The following is a 17,847-nucleotide window of genomic DNA, read 5'->3' as shown; positions in this document are numbered from 1 at the left end:
CATGCATCCGGAAAAAAAGCAAAGCCTCTACCCGTGGATCGTCGTTGGTCTGCTCTGGTTCGTCGCCATGCTCAATTATCTCGACCGGCAAATGCTGGCGACCATGCGGCCTTCCATGCAGGGCGATATCCATGAGCTGCAATCAGCCACCGGCTTCGGAAATCTGATGGCGGTTTTTCTGTGGATTTATGGACTCATGAGCCCCCTGTCGGGCATGATGGCCGACCGTCTCAACCGAAAATGGCTTATTGTCGGCAGCTTGTTTATCTGGTCGGGTGTTACCCTGTTGATGGGCTTCGCCACCACGTTTGAGCAACTGTACGGGCTGCGGGCGGTGATGGGCATCAGCGAAGCCATCTATATCCCGGCCGGGCTGTCGCTCATCGCCGATCTGCATACCTCCCGGACACGGTCCCTGGCGGTCGGCATACACATGACAGGCCTGTACATGGGACAGGCACTGGGAGGGTTTGGAGCCACTGTTGCCGGTTCGTATTCGTGGCAGACAACGTTTCAGGCCTTTGGTCTTGCCGGGGTTATTTATGCCGGCGTCCTGCTCCTTTTTCTGAAAGAAGCCGGTACCCGGTCTGCCTCTGCGGATCAGCGGGATACCGACCGTATTCCGACATTTCAGGCCGTTCGGCTGCTACTGACCAACGCCTCGTTCCGGGTGATTCTGCTGTACTACGCCATTCCCAGTCTGCCGGGCTGGGCCACCAAAAACTGGCTGCCAACGCTCTTTGCCGGCAATCTGAACATCAGCATGGCCGAAGCCGGTCCGCTGTCGACCATCACCATTGCGGTTTCTTCGTTTATCGGGGTCATTGCCGGTGGTCTGCTCTCCGACCGGTGGGTGCAGACAAACGTGCGCGGCCGGATCTACACCAGCGCCATTGGGCTTTTCTTAACCATTCCGTCGCTGCTGCTGATTGGGTTCGGTCAGTCGCTGGCCCACGTTCTGGGAGCCGCCTGCTGCTTCGGTGTCGGGTTCGGGATGTTCGATGCCAATAACATGCCCATCCTCTGCCAGTTTGTACCGGCCCGCAGCCGCGCCACTGCCTACGGACTGATGAACATGACAGGGGTTTTCGCAGGCGCCTTTATTACAAACCGGCTCGGCAAATCGACAGATGCCGGAAGCCTGGGGAGTGACTTTGCGCTGCTGTCGGCAGTGGTTTTACTGGCCCTGGCGGTGCAGTTGTATTCGCTCCGCCCTCAAACAGCAGATGTACAGTAATCTTACGCCGAACGGGCTTTTTTCAAATAAATAAATGCCCGTTTGGCGTCAATAATGAGGTTAAAGCGTTTCAGCAGTTCACCGCCCATGATGCTCATTTGCTGCCGGCCAAGCGATCCTTTAAAGAATCCGGCCGAAACATTGGTGAGGGTCTCCTTCCCAACCATAAACGCAGGCAGAATCGCTTTCTGCGTTTTAATCACATTACCGAACGAATCTTTCAGCTCTTTTTCGTCGGTGATGGTCAGTTTTTCGGGTAGTTTATGCTCATTCGTAAACTGATCATCGAACAAAAGCGCACCGGAATAGCCCGAATGCAGCAAAAACCGGTTGGTGAGCACCTGCCCGCCAACCAGACAACCGCCTTCCAGAAATAACATATCATCCCGGAAGGTCAGCGGCTGTTTTTCGTAGGTTGCCGCTTTTTTCGGCAGGGCGTTATGAATCAGAATGAGGCTTTTGTCGAAATCAATTTCGATGACCTTACCGGCAAACAGGTCGATGCCGAACTTGCCGTCGGTTTCAGGGCCGGAGTTTTTGTTTTCCCAGATCGGCGTATCTGACCATGACTGCCCGCCGATCTGCACCCGGTTCTGTTTACTAAACCGTGATGTATTCTGGCTGCCTCCCCAACTCTTAACGGTGTCGGCACCGCTGAACACCAGACTTTTGACCCGCTGTAATGCCTCGTCGGTCAGGGTAATGGCGTTGGCAGCCGTATGAAACATCAGGTTAACGGTATCTTTTCCGTTCAGGACCGCTTTAACCGAAAGGTTATTGTGGGTTGTCAGCCGGAAGGGAATGATATTTACCGGCGTTGGGCGCTGAGCAAAGGTCAAGGCAGGCAGCAGGAACAGGAACGTAATGTATCTTAACATAAGGAATGGCCTGAAACAGTGGTGGCACGACCGACAGCCGGAGCTGTTTAAGTCGTGCCACCACTAACTAATGATATGTATTGAGCCTGAGACGCAACCTATTGCGTCTCTACTTTTTGGTGCCGAAATAAAGCGTTACGAAGCCTGATGTGAAAAAGCTGCGGTTCTGGGCGTCGGGCATGATCACAATCTTCTGCGGAAACGCCTCGGCCAGGAAACCGATTTCGATGCCTGTCGTGTTATTACGGAAAGCACTTAACTCAAAACTAACGGCTGCTTTTACGTTGGCCCCTACGGTGAACTTCGATTCGCCGAAGCCCTGGAAAAAGCCACCGGCTCCGCTGATGCTGCTGGAGTTTCTAATCGCCGTTGCATACGATACCGTACGGGTACGGTTGCCTTCCGAGATTTCCACGAAATAGGGCTTGATAATGCCCAGCGAAGGGCCTACTGCAAAGATGCCGTTGATGGTAATGCCTTCGTCGGCCGAGCGCTGGAACAGGGAGATCTCCCGCCCGTATTGCGGCCGGATTACAAACAGGTAATTTTCTTTTCCGTACGTAAACCGCGTTCCCGAATAACTTGCCATTTGGGCAATCTCTTTCGGGTGCTTTACATTCACAGCTTCAATTGCCAGATAACGGAACTGCTTTTTGCCCAGGAATGTCCCCGGCAACAGCTTCGACTGACGGAAGACAAACCCGCCAAGCAAGCCTGCGTTTGTATTGGTTGTAATCCCTAATGAGGTTACGGATTGGTAATTATCATCGTCGCTGTCAGCTGGCTTTACCTGTCCGTTCGCACTAACCGATGCCAGCAGCCCTAAGGTAACCGCCACACACCACCATTTGTATATCGTTTGCATTACAGTAGAATTCAACGATTAAAAATAATACTTTCTCTTTTATATCCAATACATCTTCGCCCGGCTTTCAATCTAACTGCATTTAAGGCGCTTAAGTTTGTAAGTCTGGGTAATCAATCCCTATTTTTACCCATAATCTTAGCAATTATTCCAGCAACCTGCACGTATGGCAACCATTCATATCAGTTACGTCGGCGATTTACGCACGGCATGTACACATCTTCAGTCGGGCACACTGATCAATACCGATGCGCCAACCGACAATCAGGGTAAGGGCGAAGCCTTTTCACCAACGGATCTGGTCGCCAATGCGCTGGGCACCTGCATCATCACCACCATGGCCATCTTCGGCCGCCGCGACGGTGTTGACCTGACGGGCAGCGAAATGTCGGTGACCAAAGTAATGTCAACGGATGCGCCCCGCCGGATCAGCCGGATCGAAATTGACCTGACCCTGCGGGCAACCGACGGATTACCGGAAGAGGCGGTACGGACCAAACTCGAAAAGATTGCCCATACCTGTCCGGTGGCGATCAGCCTGCACCCTGACATTGTACAGGACGTTAAAATCCGCTGGGACGTTGCGGAAACCGTTTGATTTTAATCTGTTTATATAACGCGGCCGCCGCCGTCAGGCATATAATCCTGACGGCGGCGGCCGGTCTTTTTCCGTTTATTCCGGTACAACGCCGATCACCTGCCTTTTCCGCAGCAGATAGGTGAATATCGATGTATTACCGTCCTTATCGGCACTAACCGCCGTTGACACAAGCTCCCAGCCGTTTCTGACCATAAAATTCAGCGCGTCCATGGGTGAATTAAACGTCACGGGATTACCGTCTTTACCGGCAATTTCTGTTTTACGCCAGTTTGACCGGCTCAGTTGCCCGTAATCAATCCAGAAATACCCTCTGGTTAGCAGTGTCGCCCGGGTCGCAAACAGCTGGCAATACTGAATGTTCTTCTCATTAATGTTTTCGCCGTCTACATACACCTGCGCCGACGCACAGACCGCCCAAAAGCAGCTAATTGCCGTTATAAGAACTCTTTTCATACATGAATGATACGTTGAGATTCTAAATATAGGCAATAAAAGCGCGTACGCGTACGGAGCCGCAAGATGTTGCGGCTCTGCGGTCAGGATTTCTTGCGTTTGCTGCTGATGTCTTCGATGGCATTGACCAGCCGGTCGAGGTCGCGGGTAGAGGTATAGATGTGCGGCGTTACCCGGACACCCTTGATATTTTCCCACTCAATACCCACCGTATGAATTTTATGCTGGCTGAAGAGCGCGCCGTCTACCTCCGAGGGCTTCATGCCATCGATGGAAAAGAGCGCAACCCCACCGGCATACTGCGGCTTCAGGGACGTATGCAGCCGTACACCAGGTATGTTTTTCACCCGTTCGGCCCAGTAGTTTTTGAGGTAATGGACACGGGCAAATTTACGGGCCGTACCGATGCCTTCGTGGTAGTCAACCGCCGTACCGATGGCCATTTCGGAGGCAAATGAGCGCGTGCCCAGGCTTTCGAACTTGCGGATATCCGGCCCGTCGGGTTCGTTGTTCGACAGCAGGGCCCAGACATTCTTAATCTTATCCTTCCGGACATACATCAGGCCGCTGCCAAACGGCGCACAAAGCCACTTATGCAGGCTCGACGCAAAGTAGTCGCACCCTAAATCCGGAATTTTGAAGTCGAACAAGCCAAAGGTATGTGCTCCGTCGGCAATGACCTCGATACCGCGTTTGTGGGCTTCATCGGCAATTTTGCGGACCGGCGTAATCTGCCCGACCCAGTTGATCAGGTGGGTGATGTGTACCACCTTTGTTTTTGCTGTAAAAGCTTTGGTATACTGCTCTACGAAGTACTCATCGTTTTCCTGCGGCAGGTCGAGGTTCAGATAAACCAGTTTGATACCGTCGCGCTTTTCGCGCTGTTTCCAGGCGTTCAGCATGTTCGGGTAATCCTGTTTGGTAAGCACGACCTCATCGCCGGCCTTCAGATTCAGGCCGAAAATCACGGTATTCAGCCCTTCGGTCGCGTTCCGGTTAATGGCGATCTCTTCTGCCGAACACCCTGCCAGATTCGCCAGCTTGCTCCGGAGTGATTCCCGCCCCTGATCCAGAATCCGCCACATGTAGTACGAAGGGGCTTCGTTGGCATACTGATAAAAGCGGATGTGGGCATCCTGCACAATCTTTGGCTGCGGACAAACACCCCCGTTGTTCAGGTTCAGGATATTCGGCGATACCGTATAATCGGACTTAATCCATGCCCAGAAATCCTCGTCTTGCGCCAGTTGTGCAGGGGTCAGATGGGCGGGCATATGCCGTTGCAGATTTTCCGCATAGGCTTCCGGCATGAATCCCGGCAGGGTAATGGCGCTGGCAGCAGCAGCACCCGCCTGACGAAAAAAGGAGCGACGAGTAGACATGGTTCAGGTTGGTATAACGTTTGTGATCAGTAGTTAAGTAAATCTACTCGTTTCAGCCATCAAACGTACTATTCCGTTGGCAAAAGATTTCATTTACCCGCCATAAATGAGGTATTTTACCAATTTGTCCAAATTTTTCACCACTTTACACCCATGTTCGGGATTGATGCCTTCCTCCGCAATAACCATCATCTGAAAACCAGACGCCTCGGCCTGATCACCAATGATGCCGTCGCAACCAGGGAGCTGGTGCCGGTCCGGCAGGCCCTGCTCCGTGCAGCGTTCCGGCTGGAGGTCCTGTTTGCACCGGAACATGGCTTGCAGGCGGTCGGTATTGACGGCGAGGCGCAACCCCATACCACCGACTACCTGACGGGTCTGCCGGTGTATAGCCTGTACGGACCAGGCCTCGGACCACCGGAAGCGATTCTGTCGCAGCTTGATCTGCTGCTCTTTGATCTGCCCGATATTGGCAGCCGCTTTTATACCTACATCTGGACCCTGTCGCATACGCTCGAAGCATGCGCCCGTACGAAAACGCCCCTGTGGGTACTCGACCGCCCGAATCCACTCAGCGGACGCCTGTCGCTCGCCGAAGGGCCGATGCTGGACGAAACACAGTTGTCATCCTTTATCGGACGCTGGCCTATCCCGATCCGGCATTCCCTGACGGCCGGGGAACTGGCCACCTACTGGAAAGCACAACGGCCAATCGACGTTGATCTGACGGTAGTTTCGCCGGAAGGCTGGCTACGGGAGACTTTTTTTCACCAGTGGGGCGTTCCGTTTATACCGACCTCACCCGCCATTCCGACAGCTGAAACGATGTTTACCTACCAGGCGCTGTGTTTTCTGGAGGGGACCAATCTGTCGGAAGGACGTGGTACCGTTTACCCGTTCCGGGTGTGCGGTGCGCCGTGGATCAATGGTGTGCGGCTGGCCCATGCGTTCAATGCGCTTAGCCTGGCGGGTGTACGGGCACGAAATGTGTTTTTTACCCCGCTGGAAGGGAAATTTACGCGGCAACTCTGTCAAGGCATCATGCTGCACGTAACCAATTTTGCCACTTTCCGGCCGGTTCTGACGGGACTATCGTTGATTTATCTGTTACGCACGCAATATCCGGAGCAGTTTGCGTGGGCGCCCTACCCTACCCACGTCAACCTGACGGGTGCAAACCATTTTGATTTGCTGACCGGCCAGGCATCTGTCCGGCAACATCTGGAACAATCGCCGGAGACGTTTCTGGCTGCTTTGCCGACTATGCTTGCCGTGCCCGAATGGGGAATCATGCCTTAAAATGTACGGGCGACCCCACGTGGTCGCCCATTTATCAACCCCACGTGGTCGCCCATTTATCAACAAAAAGGGCGACCACGTGGGGTCGCCCGTACGGGGGAGGGATGATCACGGATCAGAAAACCCGTTCGCCGCCAACCCACGTTTGTCTGACCTTAACGGCCCGTAGCTGTTCGTTCGGGATTTTCATGATGTCCTGCGCCAGTACCACAAAATCGGCCTGTTTGCCGGTGACGATGCTGCCGCGCAGGTGATCTTCAAAGTTGGCATAGGCCGCCCAGCGCGTCATGGCCAGCAGGGCCGACTGCCGGTCTACGGCGTTTTCCATCTGATAGCCGCCCGCCGGATAGTTCTTTGCATCCTGCCGCGCAACGGCCGAATGAAAGCCAAACAGCGGATACACGGCCTCTACCGGAAAATCACTGCCGAACGCAATCAGGTTATTCTGCTTCATCAGGTCCTTGAAGGCATACGCGCCTTTGACCCGGATTGGCCCCAGCCGGTCGGCAGCCCAGTACATGTCCGACGTGGCATGTGTCGGCTGCACCGACGGGATCACTGAATAAAGACCAAACTTCTGAAAATCTTCGGGTGAGACAACCTGCGCGTGTTCAATCCGCCAGCGACGTTCATTTTTGGTTTTCAGCAGCTTACCGTACAAATCCAGAATCAGGTGGTTGGCCGAATCACCGATGCAGTGTGTGTTGGCCTGAAAGGAGCTGCCGGCAATCTGCGTCAGAATCGTTTCCAGCTCTTTCGGCGATAACAACAGAAAACCCGCCGTTTCGGGACGGTCGCTGTACGGCTTCCGCAGACAGGCCCCGCGTGAACCAAGCGCCCCGTCGGCATAGAGCTTAAACGACTTCACCGTCAGGCGGTCAGTCTGGTACGGGCCTTTTTTGAGGTAGTACTCAATATTGGGCAGGCCCATCGAAATCATCACGTAGTCGCGGATTTTCAGCTTGTTTTCGTTTTGCAGCTTCTCGACCAGCTCAATGTCTTCGCGGTTCAGACCGGCATCCGATACCGACGTCAGCCCCAGCGAAAAGCACACCTGCTGAGCCGCCAGCAACATCCGCGTTTTGTCGGCATCGTCCGGCTTCGGAATCACCCGCTTAATGAGGTTCATCGCATTATCGACCAGCACGCCGGTCGGGTCGGTACCCTGCAGCACCACCTCACCACCGGCCAGTCTGGAACCGGCCGTCACTTTCGCCAGTTCGAGCGCCTTCGAATTGACAAGCAGGGCGTGGCCGTCGATCCGGGTCAGCGCCACGGGAATATTCGGGAAAGCCGCATCCAGTTTTGCTTTAGTCGGGAAACCGCTCACCGGCGAATCGGTTTTGGGCCAGTCGTTCTGATCCCAGCCCCGACCCGTGATCCACATCGCATCGGGGTGCTTTTGAGCATAGGCTTTCAGGCGGGCAATGACCTCGTCGTACGAGGCAGCATCGACCAGATCGGCCTGATCCAGCTTTTGGCCAAGGCCCAGAAAATGGGAATGCGGATCGAAAAAGCCGGGATACACCGGTGCCCCGCCCAGGTCGGCGGTGCTGTCGGCCTCGAATTTCGCCGTCAGATCGGCGGTTGTACCCACAGCAATAAATTTACCGTCCTTCACGGCAAACGCCTGTGCGGTCGTAAAGGCCGAGTCGGCGGTATAGACCGTGGCATTGGTAACGAGTAAATCTGCTTTTTCTTTGGACGAGCAACCCGCCAGCCCGAGAGCCAGCACAAAAAGTGACGTAGTGATTTTTTTCATAGTCTTGATGAATGCCATCCAAATTACGCAAAATGGCAACATCCAGTGGCACAGGGGCATTGGAAACCGCAAATTTAGCCGGAACGTTTGCCACCTGTTAAATCAGCATGTCCCTGCTAACAGTAGTTGTAAATACCGTTGGCAGGGACATGCAAGCTGCGTACACGTTATTGGCTGACAGGCCTAATATCCCGGATTCTGAGCAAATGTTCCCGGATTATTGTACACATCAATTTCTGACTGCGGAATCGGGTAAATCAGCCGGTTGGCAGGTACTGTAATGCCCGTCACTTTTATGGCATCAATGGCTTTGCCCGTACGGATGAGATCAAACCAACGCTGGCCTTCAAGCGGGAACTCCAGGCGGCGTTCGGCCAACACAGCGTCACGGAATGCCGTCTGTGACGTTAGTTGTGCGGCCGTATAAGCCGCCACTCCGGCTCTCGTACGGATCTGGTTCAGAAGCTGCAGCGCTTCCCCGTTTGCCTGATAGCCTGCCTCGTTCAGGGCTTCCGCAAGCAGTAGCACAACATCGGCATAACGCAGAACAGGATAGTCGTTACCAACATCATTCGTAGCCGAAACCTCATCATAGTATTTACGGGGAACAACATTGACATTGCTGGGCACGGGTATCTGGGCAATCAGCGGTAATCGCTTATCGTCAGCCGCATACGCCGCCCGCAACGACTTCTCGATGTTGTCGCCGATGTTTGTTCCAAACCACAGACCGTGGCCTTCAGACACGCCACCCACCCCTTTGCGAAACTTAACGGCAAACACAATCTCGGCGTTATTCTTGTTAGCCACCGTAAATACGTCGGCAACATTGGGCAGCAGGCGGTAGGTATTGCTGTTGACCACCTCCCGCAAGACCTGCGCGGCCTGCGTATATTTCTGCTCCGTAATCAGCACCTTGCCAAGCAATGCTTTCGCCGCACCCGACGTCGCCCGCCCCACATCCGATCCGCTGTAACTGGCCGGCAGATTGGTGGCCGCAGCGGTCAGGTCTTTTTCAATGGCGGCATAAATGTCCGCCACCTCATTCCGGATATAAGCCCGCGCGTCGGCCGTGCTCCCGGCTTTCAGTACCAATGGTACCTTGCCCCACAGCCGCACCAGATTAAAGTAGGAGAGCGCCCGGATAAACTGCGCTTCGCCCGTATACCGGGCCTTCAGTGTAGCATCAAACGGGATGGCGTCGATTTTATCCAGAATTAAGTTGGTCCGGTTAATGCCGGTATAAAGACTTCCCCAGGTGTCGCGCAGGACAGTATTGGTTGTGGGTTCGATAAACCGGTCGATGTTGTAGCGCAGGCCTGCATTTGACGACGGGTCATTATCAAGCACATTATCGCTTCTGGCTTCCAGCAGGGTATTAAAATCGCCGCCGTACTGATTGGCCGATTGCAGGGCATCGTAGGCACCGTTGACAGCATTGCCGAAATCATTCGCCGTCCGGTAAAAATTGTCGGCATTCGGTTGCGACTGGGGAGTCAGATCCAGAAATCCGGACTTACAGCCTGTCAGTAAGGCAGAGACGGCCATCGCCAGGCCGATGTTTCGTAAACTATGGAGATTCATGAGTTGCATGGGAGATCAGAAGCTGAGGTTGAGACCGATAGAGGTAGTACGAGCAATGGGGTAAGTACCGTAATCTTCGCCTGGAGACAGGGCATTATCAGGCCGTGCGCTCACCTCAGGGTTATAGCCACTGTATTTCGTGAAGGTAAATGGATTTTGGGTGGTCACATACAGACGGGCCCGGTTCAGCCGTAACCGTTGCAGCAGCGCTTTGGGCAGTGTGTATCCCAGCGTCAGCGTACGGATACGCACAAACGAACCATCTTCGATATGCCACGTCGAAATCTCTCCGTTAGAGCCTGTTGCCAGCCGGTTAGCCCGGTTGACCAGCCCGCTACCGGGATTAGTGTCTGACTGCCACCGGTCAAGGGCGCCACGGAACTGATTCCCGTTCCCTTCGGAGTTATAGATATACCGCCGGATCAGGTTCAGAATCTTGTTGCCCTGAGTTCCCTGTATGGTCGCACCAAGGTCAAAATCAGCATAAGACAGATTGGTGTTAAACCCAAATGTGTATTTAGGGAAATAGCTTCCGGTCACCGTCCGGTCACTGCTGAAATCTATTTTACCATCTTTGTTTATGTCGACAAATTTGAAATCGCCCGGTTTGGTTGTAGACGTATGCGGGTAGGCATCAACAGCGGCCTGATTCCGGAAAACACCGTCAAGCTGCATGGTCCAGTATTGGCCGATGGGTTCGCCAATGCGGGTAATAAACTGCGCTCCCGCGACCCCGCCCGACACGATGATCGGATCGCCGGACGGCCCCAGGGCTTTTACTTTATTTTGATTGGTGGCGATGTTGGCACTGGCATTCCACCGGAAACGCCCGAAGGTTTGCTGAGTACCAAGCGTAACTTCAAGCCCCTGGTTGTTGACTTTACCGATATTCTGTAGTTCTGTACTGAACCCTGAGGCACGCGGGACCGGTACATTCAACAACAAGTTAGACGTGTTGGCATTGTAATAATCAACGGTCAGGGTCAATTGATTACGGAAGAAATTAGCATCAAACCCAACATCGAACATAGCCGTTGTTTCCCACTTCAGCCGGTCATTGGCAGAGTTGCCGGGAGCCAACCCACTGACCAGCACATCGGATCCAAGGATATAATTCTGGTAGTTCAGCAAACTGACGGAGCCATAATTCGGAATCTGGAAGTTTCCGGTAAGGCCATAACTCGCCCGGATTTTCAGGTCGTTGACCCACGAGGCATTCTTCAGGAACGACTCCTGCGAGATGTTCCAGCCAGCGGATATACTCGGGAAATAGCCCCAGCGATTGGCGGCTCCGAACCGCGATGAGGCATCCGCCCGAATAGCCCCTGACAGCAGGTATTTCCCGGCGTAATCGTACTGAACACGACCCAGATACGACAGCAGTGACCATTCCTGAATGTCGGACCCGCCCGCCGATACCTGCCCGGCATTCAGGGTTTGCACCAGATCGTTCGGGAAGTTGGTCGCTGTCAGCTCCGTGGCCGTTCGGCGGTCTTTCTGGGCCGAGAAACCGAGTAGCGTCGACACATTGTGTTTCCCGAACGACCGGTTGTAATTCAGGGTATGCTCCATCAGCCAGTTGATGGCATTTTGGGTCCGGGAAAAGCCCGTTGGGATAGACGGCCCCTTACGGTCACGGATTTCAACCGTAGACGGCCGGTAGTAATCGCGCTGGAAATTATTAATGTCTCCCCCAAGGCTCAGCCGATACGAGAGCCCGGCAGCAATATCATACTGGGCATACGCGTTTCCCAGCAGGCGCAGCTGGCCTAGTTTGTCTTTCACTTCCCGGGCAATCGCCACCGGATTCAGGATAGACGTAGCACCGTATCCCCAGCCGTTGGCGTCGAAATTATACGTACCATCAGGGTTATAAACAGGCCAGATCGGCGCCATCTGCACCGCAAGGCCAATAATGCCATCGGCCAGATACGGGCCTTCGGCTTTAATGAGATCGTGATACGAGTAGGATGGATTTAAGTTAAAACCAACCGTCAGCCGTCCGCTTTTGATATCAAGATTTGCCCGGGCACCATAGCGCTTATACCCCGAGTTGATGACCGTTCCCCGCTGATCTAAATAATTACCGGAGACGAAATAGCGCACATTGGTATTACCCCCGCTGATTGATAACGTATGATTCTGAATGGGTGCAGACCGGAAAATTTCATCCTGCCAGTCGGTGTTGGTTAATCCGGACTGCCCGGACAAATAGGGGACAACCTGAGGCGGAATGAGCGTACTGGGTGCGCCAACACCCCGTTGCCGTACATCATTGGGATCCGTGATTTTGCCGGTTGGGTTACGGTCGATGTAGGCATTATTTTTGGCCTCGGCGTTTAAGGTCGCATACTGATAGGCATTGAGCAAATCGAGCTTTTTAGACACATTCTGCACGCCTGCGTAGGTATCATAGTTTATGGTTGTCTTCCCTTCCTTACCCCGTTTGGTTGTCAGCAGCACGACGCCGTTTGAGCCTCGTGAGCCATAAATAGCCGCAGCAGAAGCATCTTTCAGTACCTCAATGCTCTCAATGTCATCAGTATTGATGGTGCTCAGCACATTGATCGGGTTATCCGGAAACTGTGTATTGGTACTGCCCGTTGCGAATTTGGTATCACGAGCGAGCGGTACACCATCAATAACATACAGTGGATCAAGACCCGCACTAATTGACCCCGTTCCCCGGACCCGCACTTGCAGCGCAGCACCGGGAGCCCCCGACGTTTGGGTAACCTGCACGCCGGCAATCCGGGCCGCGAGCGCATTATCAAAACTGACAACAGGCTGGTTGGCGATATCCCGCGCCCGCACCGATCCGATAGCAGTGGTAATATCCCGCCGGTTCTGCACACCATAGCCTACCACCACCACTTCATTGAGGGCATTGGTTGCATTGGATAAACGAACATCTACCACCGAACGATTACCGACGGCGACTTCAAGCGGCTGGTAGCCGATAAAAGAAAAAATCAGAACCGGAGATGCGAGATCGGCCGGAATACTCAGCCGGTAGCGCCCTTCGGCGTCCGTGGTAGCGCCTTGATTAGCCGCCTTGATTTGTACGGTAGCCCCCGCCAGAACGTCACCCGATGCGGCATCGATTACCTTACCGGTTATCTGCTTCTGGGCCAGGGCCGAAAAGGCCAGGCAAATAAATAGTGCGAACAAGACCAGGTTGCGAAGCCGGTCCCGAACCCGGCCTCTGTCAAAGGAATGTGTAGGTAGAATGTGTTGCATATAACGATTATGAGTAACTTAGATTAAGTAATAACCTTTTAGTTTACCAAGCAAATTCAGCCTTGATTAAGCATAACTACACCGGAACATCTACATACCAACGTATATGAACACGTCTCCCCTGTTAATCTAAATCACGACTACGTGCAGGCTTCCTGATTAATGATGGCCTAAAGGTAAACGGATAAATGTGTAACCTCCAAGTAAGTAGACAAAATTTATAGAATAAAACTAGTAGTCCCTGTAACCTACCGGCTTAACGAACCTATATAGCTCATTAACAGATAGATTACAGGGACTAATAAACCTGATCCGGTATTACAGCTTACCCAATGCTTTTTTCAGCTGTAACTGCCCGACCAGTACGTCATATACAGCCTTCAGGTAATTGTTTTCCGCGTTTTGCAGGGTATACTCACTATTCCGGAAGTCGGCCAGCAACAGCGTGCCGGCATCGAAACGCACCCGGTCAACCGCCAGAATGGCCTGTGCCTGGGTAATATTCCGGCGGGTTTCGGTCAGATTATCGCGGGCCTGCACCAGGGCGTTCAGGGCACTTTTCGTTTCATAACCCACATCCGCCCGAATGCGGTCAATTGTCGTCTGACTGATCTGTGCGCGCAACCTATACTCCTGTTGATTCAGCCGCGTCTGCCGGCCATCAAACAGCGGAATGTTCACCTTGAGCCCCAGATAGTTGTACGGAAACCACGTATTGGCCGTAAACGGATTAAAGACATCGTTGAATTGCTGGACATAATACGCCCCATAGGCCGAAACGGTCGGCGAGAGCCGTGCCCGTTCGCGCTGCTGGTTCAGCAGATTGGTTTGCCGGTTCAGTTCCTCCTGTCGCACCTCAATGCGCTGTGCCGGCTCACCCATAAGCGCGGCTTCGGTTTTCTCCTGCGCAAACAACGCTCCCAGCGAATCGGCGGGCACCACCGGCTGGCTCTCCGGTACGTTCAGCCGGTAGCGCAGATTGTCCAGACTCAGTGCATACTCCCGCTGGTTGTTGCGGTGAGTCAGTTCGGCGTTGCTCAGGTCAAGCCCAAAGCGATCGAAATCGGTTTTGAGCAGCGAACCGGCGTCGAAGCGCGTCTGTGCCTGCTCCAGATACCGCTGTGCCCGTTGCCGGGCGCCTTCCGACAACCGGAGTTTTTCGCGGTTGAACACCGCCTGATAGTAGGCTTCGGTAATCTGCTGTCTGACGTCGATACGGAGTTTTTCCAGACCGGCCTGTTCACTTTCCACGCCGACCTGGTTTAGTTTCCGGTCTACCCGTGACTGGGCGTCATAAATTTTCTGGTCGGCCTGTGCGCCCAGCAGATTGTTAAACGGCACCCCGAATTTTACCCGTACATCCTGCCCGTTGGCAAAGGGAGCATCTTTCAGCACACTCGTCTGAATCTGCGTATTCCACCGCAAATCGGCCGATGCGTTGACCTGCGGCAACCAGCCCGCCTGCCGTTTGGCCTCCTGTCCTTCGGCAATGCGAAGCTGGAGTTGCCCGCCCTTCAGTTCCAGCCGGTTTTCCTGCCCCAGCCGCAGGGCCTCCTCCAGCGTAACCGGCGTCTGCGCAAGGGCGCTGCCTGTCAGCCAGCAAACCAGATAAGCAACTATATAAATGCTGTTTCTCATAGTTAAATAGTCTCTTAAACATGTATTGCTTTTCGCTCGACCCTACCCCCTGAACACCTGAGCAGGTTCCAGCGCCGTGATCCGCCGGATGGCGAACAGACTACCGCCCAGCGAAATGAAAAGCGTAATGGCAAACAGCGCATATTCGAACCAGGCAGGGAAATAAAACAGCGTGCCCGACTGGGCAATGCCAAACCGGAAGCCCTCCACCAGCAGCCGCCCGACCACATAACCCAGCAGGGCAAACAGGAGCGCCTGCGTCAGAATCAGGCGGCGGATGTAGCCGTTGGTCGCCCCGATGGCCTTGAGTGTACCGTAGTCCTTGATCCGGTCGATGGCCGCCGAATAAAGCGTCAGGCCAATGATGACCAGCCCCGAAATGATCGCGAAACCAATGAGGCTGCCGAACGAGGCTGCAATGCCGTTCGTCGCCAGTACGGTTTTTACCGTCGTTTGGGCAAAATCTTCGGCATCCCACGCCCGCACCCCGTTGATGGTCTGATTAATGGCCTGAATAACCGCTGCCGGATCGGTCCCGGCCTTCCATTTGACGAGGTAAAAACTGACCTTGTCGTTCGAAAAACCGGTCAGCGCACGGGCGCGCTCAATGGTTGTGAACGTGTAGGTCCCCGCTCCGAAGCCGCGCACCCCTTTGGTGAGCCCGGCGTTGTACACCTTCTTGCCGTTTACTTCGAAGTAGTCGCCTTCTTTCAGCCCGCCGAGGGCTTTGGCATCGTAGAAATCGGTCAGGATGGCTCCTTCGGGCAGCATATCTTCCTTGCGGGCGGTATAGAGCCGCCACGGTCCGCCGACAAAATCCGGCGCTTCGGAGCCGATCAGGGCCAGGCCGCCAATCGCTCCGTTGGCAAACTTAGCGGCCCCCGACGCGATCACCACCGGATACACGCGCTCAACGCCCGGCAACGACGCAATCTCACGGCCCTTCCGGACATCCAGAGGCGACAGTTGGTTGGCGTTGCGGGTGGTTTCGTCGGTCACCCAGATATAGTCCTGATTATTAGCCACCAGGCTCTTCATGGCATCGGTCAGGAAGATAAACACCCCTGCCTGCTGCCCGATCAGAAACACCGAAATGATAATGCCCGCCAACGCACCGATCGACTTGGGCTTATCGTATTTTATGAACTTAAACGCCGTTTTTAACATACGCGGAGGGGGCTATGGCTGAGCAGCCGACTGATTGCCTACCTGAATGAGACATTCGACGCGGGCTCCGATCAGCACCTTGTCGGGCTCGTCGATTTTCACCCGCACCTCCCGGACCCGCCGGTCTTCCAGATTACCGGTATTATCCGAAAACAGGGATTTCTTGCGCAGGTAGGGCGAGGTCAGGACTACCGTCCCCGTCGTCAGAACTTCGTTGCTGCCCTGTGGCCGGATAATAGCCTTCTGCCCGACTTTTATTTTAATCGCAAACAGCTCATCGATTTCTGTCAGGGCAATCAGCGGACCCGCCGGTGCAAACTCCCCGATCGACTGGTTCGTGGTCAGGTATTGGCCAACCTTCGCGTCGAGCGACAGCAGCGTGCCATCGGCGGGGGCCTTCACCGTTTTTTGTCCCTGCACCGTGTTGTAATAGCCGATGTCGGCCCTGAGTTCGGTAATCCGGCTCTGGCTTTGTTTGAGTTCGGCTTCGGCGGCGTTAATCTGCTGCTGCACATCCGCTACCGTATAGCGGGAGTCTTCGAGTTCTTTCTGAGTCAGCGCGTTGCCTTTAAAGAGCTTTTCGTCGCGCTGCAGATCGGCCTGTGCTTTGGTCAGCTGCAGGCGGAGCTTGTTCAGGTTCTGGCGGGCGGCTTCGATAGCATCCTGCTGCGTCCCGATTTTGGTGGTCGCCTGCCGCAACTGTGCCGACTCGACGGCATTGTCGAGCACCAGAATGGTCTGGCCTTTGGTCAGTTTATCGCCGATGTTCACCTTCACGTCACGGATCAGGCCGCCGGTCTCCGCCGACAGCTCCGTAATGAGCGCTTCGGGTTCAATGATGGCGATGCCCAGCACCTCGTTGACCGAAACCGGCTTTCGGGTGGTGGTCAGCGAATCGGTAGCGGCTTTGTTTTTGGCGCTGTCGTCTTTGCCCCCGCAGGCGAGCAACCCCAGCGCGATACACAGTATAGGTAGTCGTTTCATGATAGCGTATAGATCTCCTCGTTGTTCTTTTTCGTTCAGGCGTCGAACCCGCTTACTTCGGTCACCTCGCCGTTTTCGACCTCCACAATGCGGTGGGCGTAGCTTTTCAGGCGCGGGTCGTGGGTGACGACGGCCACCGATTTGCCCTGATCGGCGAGTTGCCGCAGTTCGTTCATGACCACGCCCATGGAGTTTTTGTCGAGCGAGGCCGTGGGTTCGTCGCAGAGGACGAGTTTGGGGTTAGTCACCAGCGCACGCGCCACGGCAATGCGCTGCTGCTGCCCGCCCGAGAGGGCTTTGGGCAGGTTTTTGCGCCGGTCGGTCATGCCCACAATGGCCAGGGCCTCCTCGGTGCGTTGACGGGCCTCGCGTGCGTTGACCCCCTGCAACTGGAGCGGCATCATCACGTTTTCTTCCGCCGTCAGCGGGGCCAGCAGGTTAAAGTTCTGGAAAACAAAGCCGATGGTGTTCAGCCGGAGCTGGGCCAGCTCCGATGCGTTCAGTTTGTTCACATGCTTTCCGTCGACCCACAAATCCCCGTAACTCGGATAAATGACACAGCCGAGCAACGACAACAAGGTCGTCTTACCAGACCCCGACGGCCCGATGATGAGCAGCAACTCACCTTCATTCAGAGTAAGCGACGTCGGTTGCAGCGCCACAATGGTCTGGTCCCCCGTTTTGTATTCTTTCCCTACAGACTTAAGCTCTGCAATCATAGCTTATAAACGGCTATTAATTATTTTTACTATGAAAC

Annotated in this window: 14 protein-coding genes; 3 read left to right on the top strand and 11 right to left on the bottom strand. The window is 54.4% G+C overall.

Features of this window, described 5'->3' with window-relative positions:
* The first annotated feature begins 1 nt into the window (after position 1).
* Positions 2 to 1,237: an MFS transporter gene (locus BLX24_RS26840; protein ID WP_071506313.1), complete on the top strand. Its 1,236-nt coding sequence runs from the start codon at positions 2 to 4 to the stop codon at positions 1,235 to 1,237.
* A gap of 2 nt (positions 1,238 to 1,239) precedes the next feature.
* Here BLX24_RS26840 and BLX24_RS26835 read toward each other — a convergent pair whose 3' ends face one another.
* Both BLX24_RS26835 and BLX24_RS26830 read right to left on the bottom strand, forming a co-directional pair.
* On the bottom strand, positions 1,240 to 2,115 hold the full coding sequence (locus BLX24_RS26835; RefSeq protein WP_071506312.1) for an aspartyl protease family protein: 876 nt from the start codon (positions 2,113 to 2,115) through the stop codon (positions 1,240 to 1,242).
* A 109-nt stretch (positions 2,116 to 2,224) separates the two neighbouring features.
* Positions 2,225 to 2,980: a hypothetical protein gene (locus BLX24_RS26830; RefSeq protein ID WP_071506311.1), complete on the bottom strand. Its 756-nt coding sequence runs from the start codon at positions 2,978 to 2,980 to the stop codon at positions 2,225 to 2,227.
* Positions 2,981 to 3,146: 166 nt separating this feature from the next.
* Here BLX24_RS26830 and BLX24_RS26825 point away from each other — a divergent pair, with 166 nt between their 5' ends.
* Positions 3,147 to 3,578 carry an OsmC family protein gene (locus BLX24_RS26825; protein ID WP_071506310.1) on the top strand — a complete coding sequence of 144 codons (432 nt, stop codon included), beginning with the start codon at positions 3,147 to 3,149 and terminating at the stop codon, positions 3,576 to 3,578.
* Between the two features lie 75 nt (positions 3,579 to 3,653).
* On the opposite strand, the gene BLX24_RS26820 is transcribed toward BLX24_RS26825, so the two are convergent.
* Both BLX24_RS26820 and BLX24_RS26815 read right to left on the bottom strand, forming a co-directional pair.
* On the bottom strand, positions 3,654 to 4,034 hold the full coding sequence (locus tag BLX24_RS26820; RefSeq protein WP_071506309.1) for a hypothetical protein: 381 nt from the start codon (positions 4,032 to 4,034) through the stop codon (positions 3,654 to 3,656).
* Between the two features lie 83 nt (positions 4,035 to 4,117).
* The gene (locus BLX24_RS26815) at positions 4,118 to 5,416 is read right to left on the bottom strand and encodes an aminotransferase class V-fold PLP-dependent enzyme (RefSeq protein ID WP_071506308.1); all 1,299 of its coding nucleotides are present in this window, start codon (positions 5,414 to 5,416) and stop codon (positions 4,118 to 4,120) included.
* 153 nt (positions 5,417 to 5,569) lie between these two features.
* Here BLX24_RS26815 and BLX24_RS26810 point away from each other — a divergent pair, with 153 nt between their 5' ends.
* Complete coding sequence (locus BLX24_RS26810) at positions 5,570 to 6,715, top strand: exo-beta-N-acetylmuramidase NamZ family protein (protein WP_071506307.1); 1,146 nt, start codon at positions 5,570 to 5,572, stop codon at positions 6,713 to 6,715.
* A 115-nt stretch (positions 6,716 to 6,830) separates the two neighbouring features.
* On the opposite strand, the gene BLX24_RS26805 is transcribed toward BLX24_RS26810, so the two are convergent.
* The 7 genes from BLX24_RS26805 to BLX24_RS26775 form a co-directional block, all read right to left on the bottom strand.
* On the bottom strand, positions 6,831 to 8,477 hold the full coding sequence (locus tag BLX24_RS26805) for an amidohydrolase (protein ID WP_071506333.1): 1,647 nt from the start codon (positions 8,475 to 8,477) through the stop codon (positions 6,831 to 6,833).
* Positions 8,478 to 8,660: 183 nt separating this feature from the next.
* Positions 8,661 to 10,061, bottom strand: a complete 1,401-nt coding sequence (locus BLX24_RS26800) for a RagB/SusD family nutrient uptake outer membrane protein (protein ID WP_071506306.1) — start codon at positions 10,059 to 10,061, stop codon at positions 8,661 to 8,663.
* A 15-nt stretch (positions 10,062 to 10,076) separates the two neighbouring features.
* On the bottom strand, positions 10,077 to 13,232 hold the full coding sequence (locus BLX24_RS26795) for a SusC/RagA family TonB-linked outer membrane protein (protein ID WP_229201902.1): 3,156 nt from the start codon (positions 13,230 to 13,232) through the stop codon (positions 10,077 to 10,079).
* Positions 13,233 to 13,619: 387 nt separating this feature from the next.
* The gene (locus tag BLX24_RS26790; protein ID WP_071506304.1) at positions 13,620 to 14,939 is read right to left on the bottom strand and encodes a TolC family protein; all 1,320 of its coding nucleotides are present in this window, start codon (positions 14,937 to 14,939) and stop codon (positions 13,620 to 13,622) included.
* A gap of 42 nt (positions 14,940 to 14,981) precedes the next feature.
* Complete coding sequence (locus tag BLX24_RS26785; RefSeq protein WP_071506303.1) at positions 14,982 to 16,106, bottom strand: ABC transporter permease; 1,125 nt, start codon at positions 16,104 to 16,106, stop codon at positions 14,982 to 14,984.
* Positions 16,107 to 16,118: 12 nt separating this feature from the next.
* Positions 16,119 to 17,090, bottom strand: coding sequence for an HlyD family secretion protein (locus BLX24_RS26780; protein ID WP_071506302.1), 972 nt, complete (start codon positions 17,088 to 17,090; stop codon positions 16,119 to 16,121).
* A 35-nt stretch (positions 17,091 to 17,125) separates the two neighbouring features.
* The gene (locus BLX24_RS26775; RefSeq protein ID WP_071506301.1) at positions 17,126 to 17,809 is read right to left on the bottom strand and encodes an ABC transporter ATP-binding protein; all 684 of its coding nucleotides are present in this window, start codon (positions 17,807 to 17,809) and stop codon (positions 17,126 to 17,128) included.
* Positions 17,810 to 17,847: the final 38 nt, after the last annotated feature.

Source organism: Arsenicibacter rosenii (genome assembly GCF_001870735.1).
In the GTDB taxonomy this organism is placed as follows: Bacteria; Bacteroidota; Bacteroidia; order Cytophagales; family Spirosomataceae; genus Arsenicibacter; species Arsenicibacter rosenii.
Note: the sequence above shows the minus strand (reverse complement) of the source record. Positions and strands in the feature narration are given on the sequence as shown.